Here is a 17,045-nt window from a genome sequence, read left to right on the forward strand (position 1 = left end):
GATGAGCACGATCTTCTCCGCTTCGACCGAATGCACCGACCGTGCCGAGCGTGCCGAGCGCGCGCGTCTAACCGTCTATACCGACACGCGCTGGCCGGTTGGAACCGGCATCCACAACGTGATGACGGCCTATGCCGAGCGCGCGCCGTCGACCGTCCGCATCGATCCGCTGGCGGTCGGCGGCGGTGTCGCGCACCCGCTGTCGCCGCTCGCGTTGAGCCGCGCGCTGAGGCGGCTGCCGGCCCGCAATGCCGTGTTCTGGAATCCCGGGTTCGTACCGGCCGCGTTGCCCGGTTTCCCGTCGGTCGTCGTGGTGCACGACCTCACGCATCGCCACTTCTACACGCGCGCGCACCGCTTCTACTACGACACGGTGCTCCGGCCGCTGTACCGGCGTTGCACCGCGATCGTCTGCGTGTCCGAGTTCACGCGCGACGAATTCCTCCGCTGGTCTGGCATGCCGCCGGATCGCGTTCACGTGATCCACAACGGGACCGACGCTGCATACCGGCGCAACCGCGACACGCTTGGTTATCCGTTTCCGTACGTGCTTTATCCGGGCAACCGGCGCAACTACAAGAACCTGCACCGGTTGATCGCGGCATTCGGCGCGAGCGGGCTGTTGCCGCTCGGCGTGCGTCTGATGCTGACCGGTGACCCCGACCCGGCGCTGCTTGCGCACGCCTCGCGGCACCGATGCGCGGACGGCCTCGTATTCGCGGGGGTATTGCCGAACGATGCGATGCCGAAACTGTATCGAGGCGCGCTGTTCGTCGCTTTCGTGTCGCAGTACGAAGGTTTCGGCCTGCCGATCCTCGAGGCGATGGCATCCGACGTACCCGTGCTGACCTCGAGCGTGTCGGCGATGCCGGAAGTGGCGGGCACCGCCGCGATGCTCGTCGACCCGTTGTCGGTCGTCGACATCGCGGTCGCCATGCGCCGGCTCGGCACCGAGGCCGTGTGGCGGGACGCGCTCGTCGCGCGAGGCCGGGAGCAGATCCGCCGGTTCGACTGGGATACGTCGGCGCGCACGTTCTGGCGGCTCGTCGAGCAGGTCGGCGCGTCGGCATGACGCGCACGTCAACGAACAGAGCCGGGCAAACCGGCCGACACAATCAACCACGGCGCGGGGTATCACGATGGAAACCGAAGGAAGAATCAGCGTCATCGTCGTCAATTACGGCACGCCCGACCTGACGATACGATGCGTGGCGTCATTGACGTCGTTACGCGTCGCACTCGCCGACGACATCGTCGTCGTTGAGAATGCGTCGCCGGACGACTCGTACACGCGGTTGCGGCACGCATTGCCGCGCGGCGTCAGGCTGCTGCGCGCCGCATGCAATCGCGGCTTCGGCTCCGGCGTGAACTTCGGCATGGCCGCCTGTCGGCGCGACTACGTGCTGGTGGTCAATCCCGATACGCGTTTCAGCGAGAACGGGCTGGCGAAAGTGCTGGAGCTGTTCGAGACACGGCCGGAGGCCGGGCTCGTCGGGCTCGACCTGCAGTACCCCGACGGCCGGCGCCAGTATTCGGCGCGACGGTTCTACAGCTGGCTCGACATCGTCGCGCGACGCACCGCGCTTGGCCGCTCGGGCCGCTTTCGTGCGCGGATGAACCAGCACCTGATGATCGATGCATGGTCGTGCGGCAACCCGTTCGATGCCGAATGGGTAATGGGAACGGGATTCGTCGTGCGGCGCGACCTGTTCGAGTCCCTCGGCGGCATGGACGAATCGTATTTCCTGTACATGGAGGATGTCGATCTGTGCGCGCGGACCTGGCTGGCCGGCTATCGGGTGCTCGGCATGCCGGGCGTCACGCTCGTGCACGATCATCAACGACAGTCGGCGGCGAGCCCCGTGTCGCGAGCGGGGCGGCATCATCTGCGCAGCCTGTGGCGGTTCTACCGCAAGTTCCACGTGCCGCTGTCGTTGCCGCCCGGCATCTCGCGGATCGCACGGTAATGAGGCCTGCCGCGCCGGTTCGTGTCGTCGTGCGTGCCGCGGCTATCGCATTGTGCGCGATGGCCGCGCGCGGCGGCGCTTGCGCGCAGCCGGTGCGGCCGCCGCACGACGCGAACGTCGTCGCCGGAAAGCCGCCGGTGTCGGCGCCGCGCGTGCTGCTCGCGCGGGATGGCGTCGCGCGCTACCTCGTTCGCGCCGGTGCGACGGATGCCGTGACGCGACATGCGGCGGACGAGATTGCCGACTACCTGTCGCGGATCAGCGGCGCGTCGTTCGCCGTGTCGGACGACGGGCAAGACCGCACGCCGGCCATTGTCGTCGGCGGCGAGCATGCGGCGGAACGATGCCGGTCGGCACACGCGGCGCCGCTCGGCAGCGACGGCTTCGTCGTCTGCCGCAGCGGCGACGACCTCGTCGTGGCCGGCGACACCCCGCGCGGCACGCTGTTCGGCGCGTACTGGTGGCTCGACCGCAAGCTCGGCGTGAAGTGGCTCGCGCCCGATGCGACCGAGGTGCCGCAACAGGCCGAGCTGCGCGTCGACGCGGCGCCCGTCCGGCAGGTTCCGCGCTTCGCGTATCGGGAGGTGTTGAGCGCGGAAGGGGAGGACAAGCCGTTCCGCGCGCACAACCTGCTGAACGGCGAGTCGCACGGCACGTCGTATCGCGCCTCCCCGCCCGGTATCGACATGTGGGATCGCGGCTGGCTCGCGCGGGACGGCGATGCGGATTTCTGGACGCTCGTGCCGCGTGACCGGTATGCGGCCGCGCATCCCGAGTGGTATGCCGGCGGGCAACTCGCGATGATGTCGGCCGACGTCCGCGCCGCGATGGCGGCCGGGATCGTGAAGCGCCTGAAGCGGCAACCCGACCCGGCCCGCATCTGGTTCGGCATCCGCGACATGGACTGGGGCTGGGATCTGGACGCAGCCAGCCGCGCGTTTGCCGACGCGCATGGCGGTGCGCCGTCGGCGGCGTTTCTCGATATGGTGCGGGACGTGGCGGCGCGGGTCCGGCAGGAGGTTCCCGGCGCGCGTTTCGCGATGCCGGCCTATCACTGGGGCTTCACGTCGCCGGACGGCATGCAGGTTCCGGATTACGTTCGCGTGTATCCGATGACGATCCAGGTCGACTACGGCGTCGCGCTGAACGAGGGTCGCAATGCATCGCTGCGCGACGGTCTGCGCAAATGGAGCGACATCGCGCGGCACGTCACCGTGTGGGATCACGTCGTGAACTTCGGCGGCTACATACAGCCGACGCCGAATCTCTATCCGATCGGCCGCAGCATCGCGTGGCTCGCCACGTTGCCGAGCGTCGACGGCTACTTCGCGGAAGGCGACTGGCAGTCGCGCGGCGGCGAATTCGCGAGCCTGCGCGTGTGGTTGATCGCCCGGCTGCTCTGGACGCCGACCGCGGACCCGCGCACGCTCGTCCGCGAATACTGCGACGCCTATTACGGCGCGGCGGCTCCGGCCGTCGTCCGCTACATCGATCGCATGCATGCCGCGCTGCGCGCGAGCGGCGACGTGCTGGCCGAACAGACGCCGGTCGGCATGTCGATGTACACGTACGACTTCGTCCGCGAGTCGGAGCGGGATTTCGATGCGGCCGCCCGTGCCGTCGACGGCGATGCCGTGCGTAGCGCGCGCGTTCGCCAGGCGCGCATGCCGCTCGATTTCGTGATCCTGGCGCTGCGCGACCGCTACGCGGCGCGTGCCGCGCAGGAAGGCTGGGACCTCGATATTCGCGGGCGGCGCGCGCGTTTCGATGCGGCGATCTCGGCCGCGGGCGTTCGTCAGTATCGGCAAAGCGGCAATCTCGCGGCACTCGGTGCATTGCTCGATCTCGACCGCCATCCCGTCGCTGCGCCGCCGCTCGTGGCGGGCCTCGCCGACAGCGACTGGCGCGCGATCGATGTTTCGCGCGTGAATCTCAACGACAGCGCGCGCGTGGTGGCCGACCCCGCGGCGCTCGACGGCGCCGCGATAGCGATACGCGGCGATTCGGGCGTCTGGGCAATCCAGCTCAAGCTCGACAAGCTGCCGCGCGACGGGCGCTGGGATCTCTACGCGTCGGTGCGTGTGCCGGAAGGCGGCGGTGCGGGTGGTGCTGGCGCTGCGGCCGTGCGGGTGGGCGCCTACCCGCCGATGACGCTGCGCACCGACACGCCGGCGCGCACGCTCGACGACGCGCGATTCGGATGGCTGCCTGTCCCGGGCGGCCCGTTCGCGTACGACGCCGATCACGAGAAAGGCATTTATGTCCACGGCGTCGGATTCGCGCGAGGCCAGTCCGTGCGCGTCGGCACCTTCATCGCCATTCGTCATGGTGCGCCGGGCGGCACGCTGCCGCCGGTTCCGCTCAAAGGAAACGCCTCATGAAAGTTGCCATCGTTTCGCCCATTCCGCTGTTTCCCGTCAATGCCGGCAATCGCAGTCGCGTGCTGAATCTCGCGCGGGCGATCAAATCGCTCGGCTGCGACGTGCATTTCGTCTATCTGGAATCGCGCCAGACGGGCGGCATGGACCTTGACGCGCATCGCCGGGAGTTCGGTGCCGACCGCGTGTCGATATTGCGCCGCGCGGGCCTCTCGCTTGCGCTGTATCGCGCCAAGCGGGTGGCCTGGCTGGCGCGTCGTCTCGCCGCGAAAGCGGCCGGCAGCCGCCATGCGTACTACACGGGGCTCGATGAATTGTTCAGCGAGCGCTTTACCGGGCAGTTGCGCGCGCTGCAGCACCGCCATGCATTCGATGCCGTGTTCGTCGAATACGTGTTCTATTCGCGCGCGCTGGATGCGTTTCCCGATACGGTGGTCAAGGTCATCGATACGCACGACATCTTTGCGGACCGGCATGTGCCGTTCATCGGCCGCCCCGGCGCGAAGCGCTACATGTTTTCGATTCCGCCGCAACGGGAGTGCGACGGATTGCGCCGCGCGCATGTCGCGCTGGCCATCCAGGCCGAGGAGGGCGACCTGCTGGCGGCGCGCCTCGGCAGCGGCGACACCCCGGCGGTCGCGGTGCTGAGTCACCTGCTGGCGTTTCCGCCGCAGGTGGACTGTGCCGGGCATGCCGACGCGACCTTCCTCGGCAGCGACAACCAACCGAATCGCGATGCCGTCAAATACTTCGTCGACGAAATCCTGCCGCATATCGTGGCCCGGCTGCCGGCGTTTCGCGTGCATCTGGCCGGCACGATTGCCGCGGCCGTCCCTGACGGGCCGAACATCGTCAAGCACGGCCCCGTCGCCGAGCTGGGCGACGCATTCGCGATCGCACCGATCTCGATCAATCCGATGCTGCTCGGCACGGGCATCAACATCAAGCTGCTCGAAAGCATGGCGCTCGGCGTGCCGATCGTCAGCACCCGAACGGGCGCGCGTGGCCTCGGCGAGCGTGACCTGCGCGGGGTGACCGTCGTGCGGGACGGTGATCCGCAGGGCTTTTCGGATGCGGTCGTCCGGCTCGCGACGGACCGCGCGCATCGCATTGCCGAAGGTGCGGCGGCGCGCGATTCCGCGCGAGCCTGGCATGAAACGCAGCTTCGCGTGCTTCGCGGGATGCTCCGGCAGCGGCCGCCCGTCGCCGCGGAGGCCTGACGAATGCAGTCGTCGAAACCATCGAATCACCCAGGAGAATCGAACATGTCGAAACTGGCCGGTCTGAAGCAGCGGCTTCGCGTGTGGCTGTACGTCAAGCGATTGACGATGCAATGGCGTCGCGAGGCCTCCCGGGGCGCCCCGCAAAACGACGGCGCGCGCGGCGCCCATCTGCTGATACTGCCGGGCGATCCGTGGACGCTGGTCGGCTCGAAAGGCGATGAAGCGATGCTGCGCGCGGTCGTCGAGCGGTTGCGACAGGCGAATGGCGCGTTGAAGGTGTCGGTCGTCACGGCTACGCCCGCGGCAGCGGACGCCGCGATGCAGCTCGGTTTGCATGCGGTCGACGCATGGAACGAGCCATGGCGCCTGACGGACACGGTCGAACGGCTTGCCGCGCTGCGACCCAGCGCGGTGGTCGTCATCGGTGCCGACGTGATGGACGGCTACTATTCGCCCATGACGTCGCTGAGGTTGCTGGCAACGGCGGATCTGCTGGTCAGGCGCGGCGTGCCCGGCACGATTCTCGGCTTCAGCTTCAATCGCTTGCCGTATCGGCAGTTGAAGCATGCTTTCGACCGGATCGACTCCCGGCTGCTGGTCAACGTTCGCGACGGCGTTTCGCTCGATCGATTCAGGCGTTTCAGTTCGGCGAGCGCGGAGCTCGTGGCGGATTCCGCCTTCATGCTTCGGCCGGACGATTCGTCCGATTGCGTCAGGGGCACGGCCGCGTGGGTCGAAGCGCGCCGCGCGGCCGGCGATGTCGTGATCGCATTCAACCTTCACCCGATGCTGATCCGCCGGGCCAGCGACGACGATATCGCGGTGCTGGTCGCGTCGGCACAGGCAGCCATTCGCGAACTCGCGAAGCTTCATCGGATCAGCATCGTGCTGTTGTCCCACGACTATCGCGGCCGGGACGGCGACGATACCTGCCTCGAGCCGCTGCATCACGCATTGGCCGCGACGATGGGCGAGCGGCTTTGCTACCCGCGCACCAGGATGTCGGCGGCGGAACTGAAGGCCATTTCAGGGCAGGTGGACGGCGTGGTCACCGGGCGCATGCATCTGGCGATCGCCAGTCTTGGCATGGGTGTGCCGGTCGCCGCGCTGACCTACCAGGACAAGTTCCATGGGCTCTTCAGTCATTTCGGTCTGTCGGACAGCTTCTTGCTGAAGCCCGAGGAAGCGATGCGCTCCACGCATCTGGCGGCGGTACTGGACCGGTTCGTGTCGGCGCTTCCGCAACTGCGCAATCAGGTGCGCGCCGCGCTGCCGCGCGTAACGGAGGCGTCATCCAGAAACCTGCGCGGCGTGATCCATGCGATCCGGCCTTCATGAGCGGTTTCCGCGATATTTTTCCCGCATTCGCAGCAGCGCCGCATGACGCGCGCGGTCATGCCGGCGTGACTCAAGTGAGCTGAATTCCAGAGGCATCGTTTCACATGCGCAATCCAAACGAAGATCCGGTTGATCCCGACAGTTCGGGGCTCAAGAAAAAAGCGCATTATCGTGCGCCGGCGCTCGAGAAGGGCCTCGATATTCTCGAGTTGCTCGTCGATCGCCAGTTTGGCATGGCGCAGGCGGACATCTGCCGCGCGTTGAAGCGCAGCCGGAGCGAACTGTATCGGATGATGCAGGTGCTCGAGGAGCGGGGATACATCTACAGGGTGGATCGTTACGACCGTTACGCGCTGACCATGAAGCTTTATTTTCTCGGACAGCATCATGCGCCGACACGATCGCTCGGCGCGCTTGTCACGCCGCTCCTGCAGCAGTTCGCATTGCAGACTGTCCAGTCGTGCTACCTGACGGTATTCGACGGCGACACGATGGTTGTCATCGCAACGGCCGGCGCTGAAACGGAATGGAACCTCGCTGTCCGGGTCGGCACGCGCGTTCCGCTGCACGGCAGTGCCGTGGGCGAGATGTACCTGGCTTTTCAGGACGAAGACGTGCGAACCCGATTGCTCCGGAACATCGGGCACGATGTCGAGTCGTGGAACCGGCAACGCAGCGATGACGCATTGCCGACCCATCGGGGCGACGGCTATATCTGCCGCCCGAACGAGCGCATTCCCGGCATCACGGATATCGCAACGCCGATCGTCGACAAGTCGGGCTCGGCAATCGCGATCCTCGCTTGCCCATACCTGGCGCTCTCGGGAGAAGCCGGGGCGATGTCGATCAGGCAGATCGGTGTCGCGCTGTGCGAAACGGCACAGCGCATTTCCGCGACGGTCGATCAGCGGTTCATGCAATCTGCGGTCGAGATGCCGTCGCGTGAGCCGGCGCGGACTGCGCGTCGGGCGGGGTGAGGGAATCGCGGGGATTCGTGCGGCGTGGGGCCAGCGCGTGCGATAACGCGCGATACGGGGCGGGGCGATTCAGGTGTCCGCACCCGGACGATGGAAATCGAATCTCAAGGGCCGGAACGAAAAGCCGCGCCGGTATTGGCTCCCGGCACCCGCACCGTCGCCATCGCAGCCCCTTGCGGCATGCCAAGCGGCGGCAATGCGCCACCGCAATGTCAATGTGCGCACGCATCGACGATGCGCGGCCCGTTCCTCCGTTGCGAAAAAACTCGATTGCTTATAGAAATGAACAGTTGCATGTGCGATGCACGGATTCAAGAATGAAACGTGTCGAAGGATGCAAACCCGTATCGCGCAAACCGGAAAGTATTCATAGGATAGGTAAACCGCGCGCACGCCGCGGCGATCGACATCGATAGCGGATGTCGATGGCGCCTGGAACCTGGGTGGTGGCGTTTGGTGGCGGCCGCGATGCATCGAGACGGGCGCGGCCGCTCGCGATTGCCCGATCCAGGTCGGTTTGTTTTTACGGGGGGCAGCATGGTGAACTGGATCAGCCGTTGGGCGATGCGTCACGCCCCGACACCGGAAAAAACCGCCGCGTCGATGCTGGTGACTGCTCGCATGGAATTGTTCGCTGCCGAGCAGCGTGTCATCGATGCGAAATTGCGAGCAAGCTACTGGAGCACGCGCGTTGCGTTTCTAGAAGAAGTGCAGCAGCAGGGCATCGATCCTTGGGTACACGCGCTGCCGTCGCCGCAACCTGAAGCCGAGTTCACTCCGCTTGGCGCGGGCCCGCGTCTCGCCGCCGGCACGTGACGGCCATACGCTGCGTGATCGCTCGCGGCGTCTAGAAAAGACGATCCGGTAAATGCGAATCGATTAGTCAGGACGCTGGTGGCGGACGTCGCGAAAAGTGCGACCGCCGGCTCCGAGGCCGCCAGCGTGCCGCTGGATGCGGCGATTGCCGCCAAACGCGCTTTGCGAAATACTGCAACGAACTGGCCAACAGGCGGTTCAGGTCGCCCAAAGCAATCCCGACTCGCCGCGATAGCAACCTCGACGTCCCCCCGGCGCGCTGTCGAGCCGGCGGCACCGGCCACCAAGCGGTGATGACTGACGGTCGTTGGAGAGGTGGCCAGGCGTGAACGCTCGCGGCTAGCGCGATAAGGCGCCAGGGGTACCGGCGCCCGCAAATCGCGGCGCGATCCGATTCTCTGGTTTGTTGCCATTGTTATTGCTGGAGCGTGCCGGAATGGGAAAACACTCTGATGTTCGCTTCCGTTTTGCTTTCGCCGCCGCCGTTGGCTTGGCTGCTGCGGGTTTTGCGAATGCCGACGAAGGCGCGCCGAGCCCGTCGAGTGGGCTCGGCCCGGGGCAACGCACACTCGACGCGTACGCCGTTTATGGTAATGGCCGTGCGAGCGAGGGCGGCAACATGCACTGGCGCGCTTACGAAATCGGCTTTGGCCAGGCACTGAACGATTACGCGTCGGTTTTCGTCGCCTACCTGAACGAAGGCCATCCGACGGACAACCATCGCGACGGTTTCGCGCTGCTCGGCGCGGCGCGCTTGCCGCTTGGCGGGAGGGCGGCGCTCGAGTTTGCGGCGGGCCCGTATTTCAGCATGAACACGACACACGTCGGCGATGAGGCGCGCAACGAAAAGCGTCTCGGGATCCGCGCGTCGGCTGCGTTGCGTTACGAGCTCACGCCTAACGGCATCTACCTCAAGGCGCAGTACAACCGTGTTCAGATGGCGGGCGGCCACTCGTCCGATGCGGTGCTGTTCGGCATCGGCTCGGGATTCGGCGGCGACCCTCATCCGTCGTTTTCCGACGGCAGGACTCAGCTGAGCGTCTGGACCGGAACCTCGCAAACAAACCGGCCGAGAGTTCCGATCCAGAAGGGTTACCTGGTCGAACTCAAACGGCCGATCGGCAATGCCTGGGCATATTCGGCAAGCTTCGTTTACGAGGGCGTCAACGACGTCGCTGCCAGAAGGGGCGTCGCAGCCCAATTCTGGTACGTTGCGCCGATCTTGAGCAGATGGAGTCTCAGTGCCGGAATCGGCCCCTATCTTGCATACGACAAGAGCGCGCCGTCTGACCGGATGAAGCTTGCTGCGCTTTTCAGCGCGCAGATCGGCTATGAATTTACCAAGGACTGGACTGCGAATCTTCGCTTCAACCGTGTCGCGACCGGCAACAACACGGACCAGGACATGTTCATGATCGGATTGGCCCACAATTTCTGAGGCGGGGTTGCCGTGCAGGAATCCTGACAATTCTGCCGACTTCGCGTCAGTCAGGGGCTGGCCGATGGCATTGGATTTTCAGGACGAAGACGTACGAACGCGATTGCTCCGGAACATCGGGCCGGCGATGCGCTGCTTTCCGGATACGACGCGACGGCCACCCGTCCATGCAGCGCGCCGTTTCGCGGATCTACTGCGCCATTCACGAAGAAACGTCGGGGCTCGTCGCATTCGATCCCGTTATGAAAAAAGCGTGAAATGGCCTGTTCGCTTTTTGCGCCGGCGCATTGGCGGCCGGCATTTCGTGCGCCAGCGCCGGTAGCCGGCAGGTTGTACGTATATCGATAATGACACTACACTGATTATCAGCCGGCGCCGGGACACGCGGTTATCCATTCAATACGCATCGCCAAGTACTAATTAAACGCGTGCCGACAATCGCCATCGAGGATGGTTGCCTGTTCCTCAATATCCAGCGGGGGGAAAGTGGCGATGAAAATCGGGGCTGCGCATCACCCGTCAGCGGTTTGCTAGCCGAACGGCGCGCGCATGAGCACGACCGGAAGCATTCAGGCGACGTCACTCGGGCTGCATGGCACGAGCCCGGCGATGACCGACCTGCGCCGCTATCTGGCGAAGGTCGCGCGGACCGATACGACGGTGCTGGTGACCGGCGAAACCGGCACCGGCAAGGAGCGCGTCGCCGCCGCCGTCCATCGCCTCAGCGCCCGCACCGGCAAGCCGTTCATCGCGGTCAACTGCGCCGCCGTGCCCGACAGCCTGTTCGAATCCGAGATGTTCGGCCACGAGCGCGGCGCTTTCACCAGCGCGCAGAACGCGTTTCCCGGCCGCTTCGTCGAGGCCGACGGCGGCACGCTGTTCCTCGACGAAGTCAGCGAGATGCCGCCCGCCGTCCAGGCCAAGCTGCTGCGCCTGCTCGAAGACCGCACGGTGATGCCGGTCGGCTCGCTGCGCCGACGCGCGGTCGATGTCCGGATCGTGGCCGCCAGCAACGAAAGACTGGAGGACCTGGTCGCCGAACGCCGTTTCCGCCCCGATCTGTTCTATCGCCTGAACGTCGCGCGCATCGAGATACCGCCGCTGCGGGAACGGCCGGAGGACATCGCGTCGATCGTCGATCACTTCGTCGCCGAACACAACCAGCGGCGTGCGATGCGGGTGGGGCGGCCCGATCCGGCGTTGCTCGAATGCATGCGGCACTACCGGTGGCCGGGCAACGTGCGCGAGCTGCGCAACCTGGTCGAGGCGTTGTTCATCGATGCGCCGGAAGGGCGCCCGTTCGGGCTGGGCGACCTGCCGCCGGCGTTTCGCCGCCTGTTCGTGCAGGACTTTTCCGCCGGCGAACATGAGCGCGAGCGGCTGGTCTCGGTGCTGCGCCAGACCAACTGGAACAAGATGGAAGCGGCGCGCCAGATGAACTGGTCGCGCATGACGCTGTACCGCAAGCTGGCCAAGTACAACCTGGACGGCGGCAACACTGCATCAGTGTGACAGCGCGGCTGTCACATGGTACAGCCCGGCAGCCTTCACGCATTCCGGTCCGACCGGGAAATTCCACGGCAAATCATGCGTTTGCGTCAGCGCGCGCGGGTTGGCCCGCTCCTTGCGAAGATCGACGGACAGACCGCCCGTCGCCATGCAAGGAGGCCGTCGTGCACGTCATCGAGCCACTCCAGGACGCCCCGCCGGACCCGGCGCAGCCGGCCGGCCAGCCACGGCCGCTGCTTGCCAGTTATGCGAATTATTTCGAGGTCGGGCATAACGCGTTCGAGTTCCTGATCGATGCCGGACAGGTCGAGCCTCAGTCCGGCAACGTCCAGTTGATGAGCCGCATCGCGGTCAGCCCGGTTCACGCCAAGCTGCTGGCACAGTTGCTCGCGCGCTCGATCGCCCAGTTCGAAGCGACGCACCACAACATCCCCGACATTGCCGACATCGCCGAACCGGAACCGGATCTGGCGATTCTTCCCCCGCAGGAATTCGAACAGCGCGCGATCGATGCGCGCAGCAAGCCGATGCTCGGCGGCCGTCGCGACGAGCCCGATCATAACCAGAGCTGAGGACACGACATGGCAGCGCAACTCCATCCCAACCGCATGGTCGTGACCGACCGCTTCCCGATGCTGGGCTTCACGATTCGCGTCGGCCACGCGCCGTGCGTCGCCGAACTGGTGATCGCCACCGATCCCGCGCTGTTCGTGCGCAAGGAAGGCCGCACGTCGTCGACGTTCTACACCAGCCGCGAGGACGGCCTGCTGGCGATCCCGCGCGGCGAAGCGGTGTTCATGGTGCCGCCGGCGGTGCTGGCGCGCTTCACGGGCGCGGGCCGGCTGTGGTTCGGTCTCGCCACCGCCGCGTCGCCCGATGCCGACGCGTGGACGGTGGACGTCCTGCCGAATGCCGACAGCCCCTACGTGTCGCTGTCGGGGCTCAGCGACCGGGGGTTGCGCAGGGTCCTCATGTTCCCGGCTCGCGGGGGGGCCGGCGTCAGGAGCCCGCTGTTGAGCTGGGCGGGCGACGGCACCCGGCCGGGGGCCACCGCCGTGCCGGCGCCCGCCGCGCCGGCAGCCGTCTCCGCCGCGCCGCAGCCGGGCGTCGAGGCTGCTGCGCCACACCACGACGTCCACTACGACGACGGGTTCGGCCCGCTGCCGCCGCTGCACGCCGCCGCGCCGGTCGCAGCGATCCCCCCTGCGCCGGCACCGGCGCCCGCCGCCGCGCCGGCACCCGTCTCGCAGGGGATGGGCGACGATGCAGACTTCCGCATTGCCGGCGAGCGCCGCGGCTTTACCTGGCCGCGGCCGCGCAAGCTATCGACCATCGAGCGGGCCGCGCTGCGCGCGATATTGAGCGCGAATCCGGCCACCGCATCGCTGCTGCTGCTGCTGCCGGTCGCGATGCGCAACGGCCTGTCGGTCTCGATCGGCGCGGGCGCGGGCGCCGGGCGGGAAGCCGGGGGCTCGGGCTCGGTCGGCCTCATCTTCGACGCCAATGGCGACGACATCGGCGCCTTCGCGGCGGGCGAGCTCGACTTCGGCTTCATCGTGTCGGCGAGCGTCACCGGCCAGATCAGCCTGCTGCGCGGGCATATCGACGATTTCGCGGGCGCCGGCACGTCCGTGGGCGTGATGATCGGCGAAGCCCCGGCGGGCGGCATCTCGGCGCTGTTCAACGCCCGCAACGAATTCGTCGGCGTCACGCTGTCGGCCGGCGTCAGCGTCGGCAGCCCGGTGAGCATCTTCGTCGGCGTCTCGCGCGCCGCGTCGGGCACGATCGCCACCTCGTCGTCGCTCGCGTGGTCGCATGGCCTGAGCGACGACCCGGAGGCGTACGGTATCGATACGCCGCCGTACAGCGACGACGACGCGGCCGCCGAGCCGGCCGCAACGGCCAGTGCGCTGGCGCTGGGTGCGCGCGAGAACAGTCTCGTCACGCGCACCGCGGCCAGCCCGAATTTCGACGAGGGGCGCGGCAGCAGGACGATCGACCGCATCGTCATCCACATCGCCGACGTGCCCACCGTGCAGCACGTGGTGAATACCTTCACCAATGCCGCGTCCAAGGTGAGTTCGCATTACCTGGTCGGGCAGGCGGGCGAAGTCGTCCAGTTCGTCTCCGAGGCCGATACGGCGTGGCACTGCAAGGGCTCGAACCAGCGCAGCATCGGCATCGAGCATATCGCGGTGAAGCGCGGCGGCGCCGACTACCCGCGTCGCAACGGCACCGTCCAGCATTTCGACGCGCTGGCGCCGACTCCGCTCCAGTACGAAACCTCGGCGGCGCTGGTCGCGTCGCTGTGCGACAAGTATCAGCTACCGATCAATCGCACCACGATCATGGGCCATCGCGAGGCCGACACGTCGACCGGCCATACCGCGTGCCCCGACGGCAACTGGGACTGGGACTACTTCATGCGGCTGGTCAGCAGCCGCACCTGCCAGCCGCAGTCGGCCGGCCAGGCGCTGGGGCTCGCCGCCCGCGGCCTCGGCGACGACATTCCGCTCGATCCGGGCGTCGGCGGCCTGTCGATCGGCACCGATGCGCTGGAGATCGGCGACATCATTCTCAGCACCACCGGCAATCCCGGCTCCGGCGTCATTCGTGCCGGCTCCGGCGCCGAGGTCAGCCATGCGATGCTCTATGTCGGGCAAGGCGGGCAGGTGATCGAGGCGATTCCCGGCGGGGTCCAGCTGCGCCCGCTCGCGGATGCGCTGGCCGACGCGCGCCTCGCGGTCGCGTTCCGGGTGCCGGGCCTGACCGATACGCAGAAGCGGCAGGTCGCCGATGCCGCCGCGCGCTACCTCGATCGCGGCTTCAACTATGTCGGGCTGGTCCGCTGCGGCGGCTACCTGATCGATCGCCACGCGTGCGAACTGCTGTCGGGCGACGCGGCGGAGCGCTGCCGCCGTTTCGTCGGCCGCATCGAACTCGGCGAAGGCGCCGACACCGACAACTTCTTCTGCTCGCAACTGGTCGCCCAGTCCTTCCAGGACGCGGGCAAGCCGATCGTCAGCGTGCCGCCGCACTGGGTGCCGCCGGGCGATCTCGCCAGCCTGTCGACCGGCACGATGGCCCCGGGAACGCTCGCGTATGTCGGCCACCTGAAGGCGCCGATCCCGAGCCGCGGCTTCTTCGGCATCGGCCAGGCGCTGTCGGTCGCCCCGGGCACCGCGCGCGCGCTGGGCGCCGACGACTGGACGGTGAACTGGGACGAGGTGCAGCTGACCCCGCAGCCTACCGACATGGGGTGCTGGGCAACGGCCGCGTCGATGGTGATCGGCTGGCGCGACAACCAGAGCGTCGACCCGGCGCTGCTCGCGCGCTGCATCAGCCTCGAGCGCCAGATGCAGGATGGCCTGAAGCCGGCCGAGGTGGCGGTCTTCGCCGGGGCGTCGAGCCTCACGGTCGAACCCAATGCGTGCTTCGCGCCCGAAGGCTTTCGGCGGTTGCTCGAGGCCAACGGGCCGATCTGGGTCGCCGAAGTCGTGCGCGCGCCGGTCAACTTCTTCCATGCGGTGGTGGTGACGGGCATGTATCGCAGCGGCGACGCGTATTTCGTGCGGATCACCGATCCGCTTGACCGCGTGGTCGGCACGCCGGGCCATCCCGGCGCGCGTACCCTGCCGCCGACCCACGCGACCGGCAGCCGCTACATCATGACTTACGAGGATTTCGTGTCGGAATACGAGGCCGCGGCCGGCATCGGCGTGATCCAGCTCATGCATGCGGGCGGCACGTTCGGCCACTTGATCAATCGCGGCAGCGCGGCGGGCGCCGGCTACGCGCTCGGCGTCGAGCCGCCGGCCGCGGGCGGCGAATTCGGCTTCGGCGTGAGCCTGACCCGGCGCACCGAGAGCCGCGACGGGCGCAGCTACGATCTCGCGCAGCTGGCCGGGCTGGTCCAGCCCGCCAAGGCGCTGGCGGGCGGCGCCGGCCAGCCGCGCATGACCGGTCAGCGCATCGCCCTCGACGACTGGCCGTACATCGACGGGCCGAGCGGCCGCACGTCGGCGCCGGTGACGATCGACTGGGCGCGGCAGGGCGGCGCGGTCGGCGACGTCGCGATTTCGCCGGGCGACGGGCAGATGCTCGACGGCTGGAGCGCGCTCGTGCGCGCCGATATCGGCCGCGGTTCCGGCACCCCCGAGCGGGCGAGCGTCAAGCTGCGCATCACCACCACGTTCCGGCATGCCGGCGAGGAGGATCAGATCGGCGTGACCGAGGTGGCGCTGAACGGCGACGGCCGCTTCCAGACCGTGCACGGCGCCGACGGCGCGGCGCCGCTCCCGGCAAGCGGCACGCAACCCGCGGCGCGCGAATTGCAGCCCGCCTGACCCCTGAGGGACACGCGCGATGGCCCGCCACATTCCCCCTCCGCCGCCACGCGGCGCGGCAACGCCCGCGATGGCGCTCGCTCGCGACGCGTTCGGCCGCGAGATCGTCGACGGCTCCGGATCGAGCGACCCGGGCAGGCAGGACGGCGCGTTGCCGCAAGCGACGCCGGCCGGCGGCCCGGGCGCGTCGGCGCCCCCCAAGGAGAAGGCGACCGACGCCATCGGCCGGCGTGCGGCGGCACTGGCCGACGCGATCGATTTTCCGACCTTCGTCGCGAGCCTCGTGCATGGCACGTACGACGCGATCGTCGACAGCTCGATCAAGCAGGTCGAGAGTTTCGCCGACCTGGTCGGCGCGGTGGCCAAGCCGCTTGACCAGTTCGCGCAGGAGAACGTGACCGACGGACAGGCGCGCGCGTGGCTGGTCGAGCAGTATCCGCACGACGTGACGCTGATGCAGGACGGCGGCGAATACCGTCTCGCGCCGGTGGTCCGGCCCGGCGACGACGACGCGGCGCCCGCGCCCGCGTGGCTCGCCGAATTCGGCGCCGCCGACGGCGCGTTCGACGCCCAGACGCTCGAATCGGTGGTGCTGCCCCGCGCCCGCGAGCGCGTCGCGCAACATCGGCTGTCGACGTTGTCGACGATGGTGCTGCTGGGCATGCAGCGTGTCGTGGTCAAGGACGGGACGATCGCCGCCAGCCTCAATTTCCAGGCCAAGGCGCGCGATCGGGCCGCCGTGCAGTATGCGACGTCGAACGACCCGTCGTCGGGACAGACGACCTGGGGCGGACGGGGGACGTCGGGCGACGTCGTCACCACGGTCTCGACCGTTGTGGTCAACGCGCAAACCGATACCGATCTCAAGGCGACGCTGACCGGAAAGGTGAGCATCAATTTCGCGTCGGAAACACTGCCGCTCGACCGTTTCGTCGACGAGGCGTCGCGCAATCTGCTGGAGCGGCACAGCCGGCCCGCCGCGCGGATCGCGCAGCCGGCGCCGACGGCCGCGACGGTCGCCCAGCCTGCCGCGCCGGTTGCGGCGCCCGCGCC

12 protein-coding genes and 1 pseudogene are annotated in these 17,045 nt (G+C 67.7%); all 13 read left to right on the forward strand.

Annotated features, from left to right (window positions below):
* The first annotated feature begins 1 nt into the window (after position 1).
* Complete coding sequence (locus tag ACNQQL_RS33345; protein ID WP_347068621.1) at positions 2-1,072, forward strand: glycosyltransferase family 1 protein; 1,071 nt, start codon at positions 2-4, stop codon at positions 1,070-1,072.
* Between the two features lie 67 nt (positions 1,073-1,139).
* The gene (locus ACNQQL_RS33350; RefSeq protein WP_034185023.1) at positions 1,140-1,967 is read left to right on the forward strand and encodes a glycosyltransferase family 2 protein; all 828 of its coding nucleotides are present in this window, start codon (positions 1,140-1,142) and stop codon (positions 1,965-1,967) included.
* Entirely contained in the window at positions 1,967-4,348 is a 2,382-nt protein-coding gene (locus ACNQQL_RS33355) for a DUF4838 domain-containing protein (protein ID WP_347068624.1), read from the forward strand. Before ACNQQL_RS33350 ends, ACNQQL_RS33355 begins: the two co-directional genes overlap by 1 nt.
* The gene (locus ACNQQL_RS33360) at positions 4,345-5,565 is read left to right on the forward strand and encodes a glycosyltransferase family 4 protein (RefSeq protein WP_347068626.1); all 1,221 of its coding nucleotides are present in this window, start codon (positions 4,345-4,347) and stop codon (positions 5,563-5,565) included. The genes ACNQQL_RS33355 and ACNQQL_RS33360 overlap by 4 nt, the downstream gene beginning before the upstream one ends.
* A gap of 45 nt (positions 5,566-5,610) precedes the next feature.
* Positions 5,611-6,906, forward strand: coding sequence for a polysaccharide pyruvyl transferase family protein (locus ACNQQL_RS33365; RefSeq protein WP_347068628.1), 1,296 nt, complete (start codon positions 5,611-5,613; stop codon positions 6,904-6,906).
* A 104-nt stretch (positions 6,907-7,010) separates the two neighbouring features.
* The gene (locus ACNQQL_RS33370) at positions 7,011-7,883 is read left to right on the forward strand and encodes an IclR family transcriptional regulator (protein ID WP_347068630.1); all 873 of its coding nucleotides are present in this window, start codon (positions 7,011-7,013) and stop codon (positions 7,881-7,883) included.
* A 90-nt stretch (positions 7,884-7,973) separates the two neighbouring features.
* Positions 7,974-8,204 (forward strand): hypothetical protein, encoded by a 231-nt coding sequence (locus ACNQQL_RS33375; RefSeq protein WP_347068632.1) that lies wholly within the window; start codon positions 7,974-7,976, stop codon positions 8,202-8,204.
* A gap of 216 nt (positions 8,205-8,420) precedes the next feature.
* A complete protein-coding gene (locus ACNQQL_RS33380; RefSeq protein WP_072443962.1) occupies positions 8,421-8,699 on the forward strand; it encodes a hypothetical protein in 279 nt (92 codons plus the stop codon).
* A 436-nt stretch (positions 8,700-9,135) separates the two neighbouring features.
* Positions 9,136-10,137 carry a hypothetical protein gene (locus ACNQQL_RS33385; protein WP_347068634.1) on the forward strand — a complete coding sequence of 334 codons (1,002 nt, stop codon included), beginning with the start codon at positions 9,136-9,138 and terminating at the stop codon, positions 10,135-10,137.
* Positions 10,138-10,686: 549 nt separating this feature from the next.
* A complete protein-coding gene (locus ACNQQL_RS33390; RefSeq protein WP_347068636.1) occupies positions 10,687-11,649 on the forward strand; it encodes a sigma-54 dependent transcriptional regulator in 963 nt (320 codons plus the stop codon).
* 161 nt (positions 11,650-11,810) lie between these two features.
* On the forward strand, positions 11,811-12,218 hold the full coding sequence (locus ACNQQL_RS33395; RefSeq protein ID WP_347068638.1) for a DUF3467 domain-containing protein: 408 nt from the start codon (positions 11,811-11,813) through the stop codon (positions 12,216-12,218).
* A 9-nt stretch (positions 12,219-12,227) separates the two neighbouring features.
* Entirely contained in the window at positions 12,228-15,992 is a 3,765-nt protein-coding gene (locus tag ACNQQL_RS33400) for an N-acetylmuramoyl-L-alanine amidase (protein WP_347068640.1), read from the forward strand.
* A 70-nt stretch (positions 15,993-16,062) separates the two neighbouring features.
* A pseudogene (locus ACNQQL_RS33405) lies at positions 16,063-17,045 on the forward strand (hypothetical protein); the annotation flags it as partial.

Source organism: Burkholderia sp. LFS061 (assembly GCF_047978125.1).
GTDB lineage: Bacteria > Pseudomonadota > Gammaproteobacteria > Burkholderiales > Burkholderiaceae > Burkholderia > Burkholderia pyrrocinia_C.

Excerpts from the sequence above, each read along its gene's own strand:
- ACNQQL_RS33350 (WP_034185023.1), top strand. The coding sequence starts at position 1,140 with ATGGAAACCGAAGGAAGAATCAGCGTCATCGTCGTCAATTACGGCACG.
- ACNQQL_RS33380 (WP_072443962.1), top strand. The coding sequence starts at position 8,421 with ATGGTGAACTGGATCAGCCGTTGGGCGATGCGTCACGCCCCGACACCG.
- ACNQQL_RS33355 (WP_347068624.1), top strand. The coding sequence starts at position 1,967 with ATGAGGCCTGCCGCGCCGGTTCGTGTCGTCGTGCGTGCCGCGGCTATC.
- ACNQQL_RS33370 (WP_347068630.1), top strand. The coding sequence starts at position 7,011 with ATGCGCAATCCAAACGAAGATCCGGTTGATCCCGACAGTTCGGGGCTC.
- ACNQQL_RS33375 (WP_347068632.1), top strand. The coding sequence starts at position 7,974 with ATGGAAATCGAATCTCAAGGGCCGGAACGAAAAGCCGCGCCGGTATTG.
- ACNQQL_RS33390 (WP_347068636.1), top strand. The coding sequence starts at position 10,687 with ATGAGCACGACCGGAAGCATTCAGGCGACGTCACTCGGGCTGCATGGC.
- ACNQQL_RS33385 (WP_347068634.1), top strand. The coding sequence starts at position 9,136 with ATGGGAAAACACTCTGATGTTCGCTTCCGTTTTGCTTTCGCCGCCGCC.
- ACNQQL_RS33365 (WP_347068628.1), top strand. The coding sequence starts at position 5,611 with ATGTCGAAACTGGCCGGTCTGAAGCAGCGGCTTCGCGTGTGGCTGTAC.
- ACNQQL_RS33360 (WP_347068626.1), top strand. The coding sequence starts at position 4,345 with ATGAAAGTTGCCATCGTTTCGCCCATTCCGCTGTTTCCCGTCAATGCC.
- ACNQQL_RS33345 (WP_347068621.1), top strand. The coding sequence starts at position 2 with ATGAGCACGATCTTCTCCGCTTCGACCGAATGCACCGACCGTGCCGAG.
- ACNQQL_RS33400 (WP_347068640.1), top strand. The coding sequence starts at position 12,228 with ATGGCAGCGCAACTCCATCCCAACCGCATGGTCGTGACCGACCGCTTC.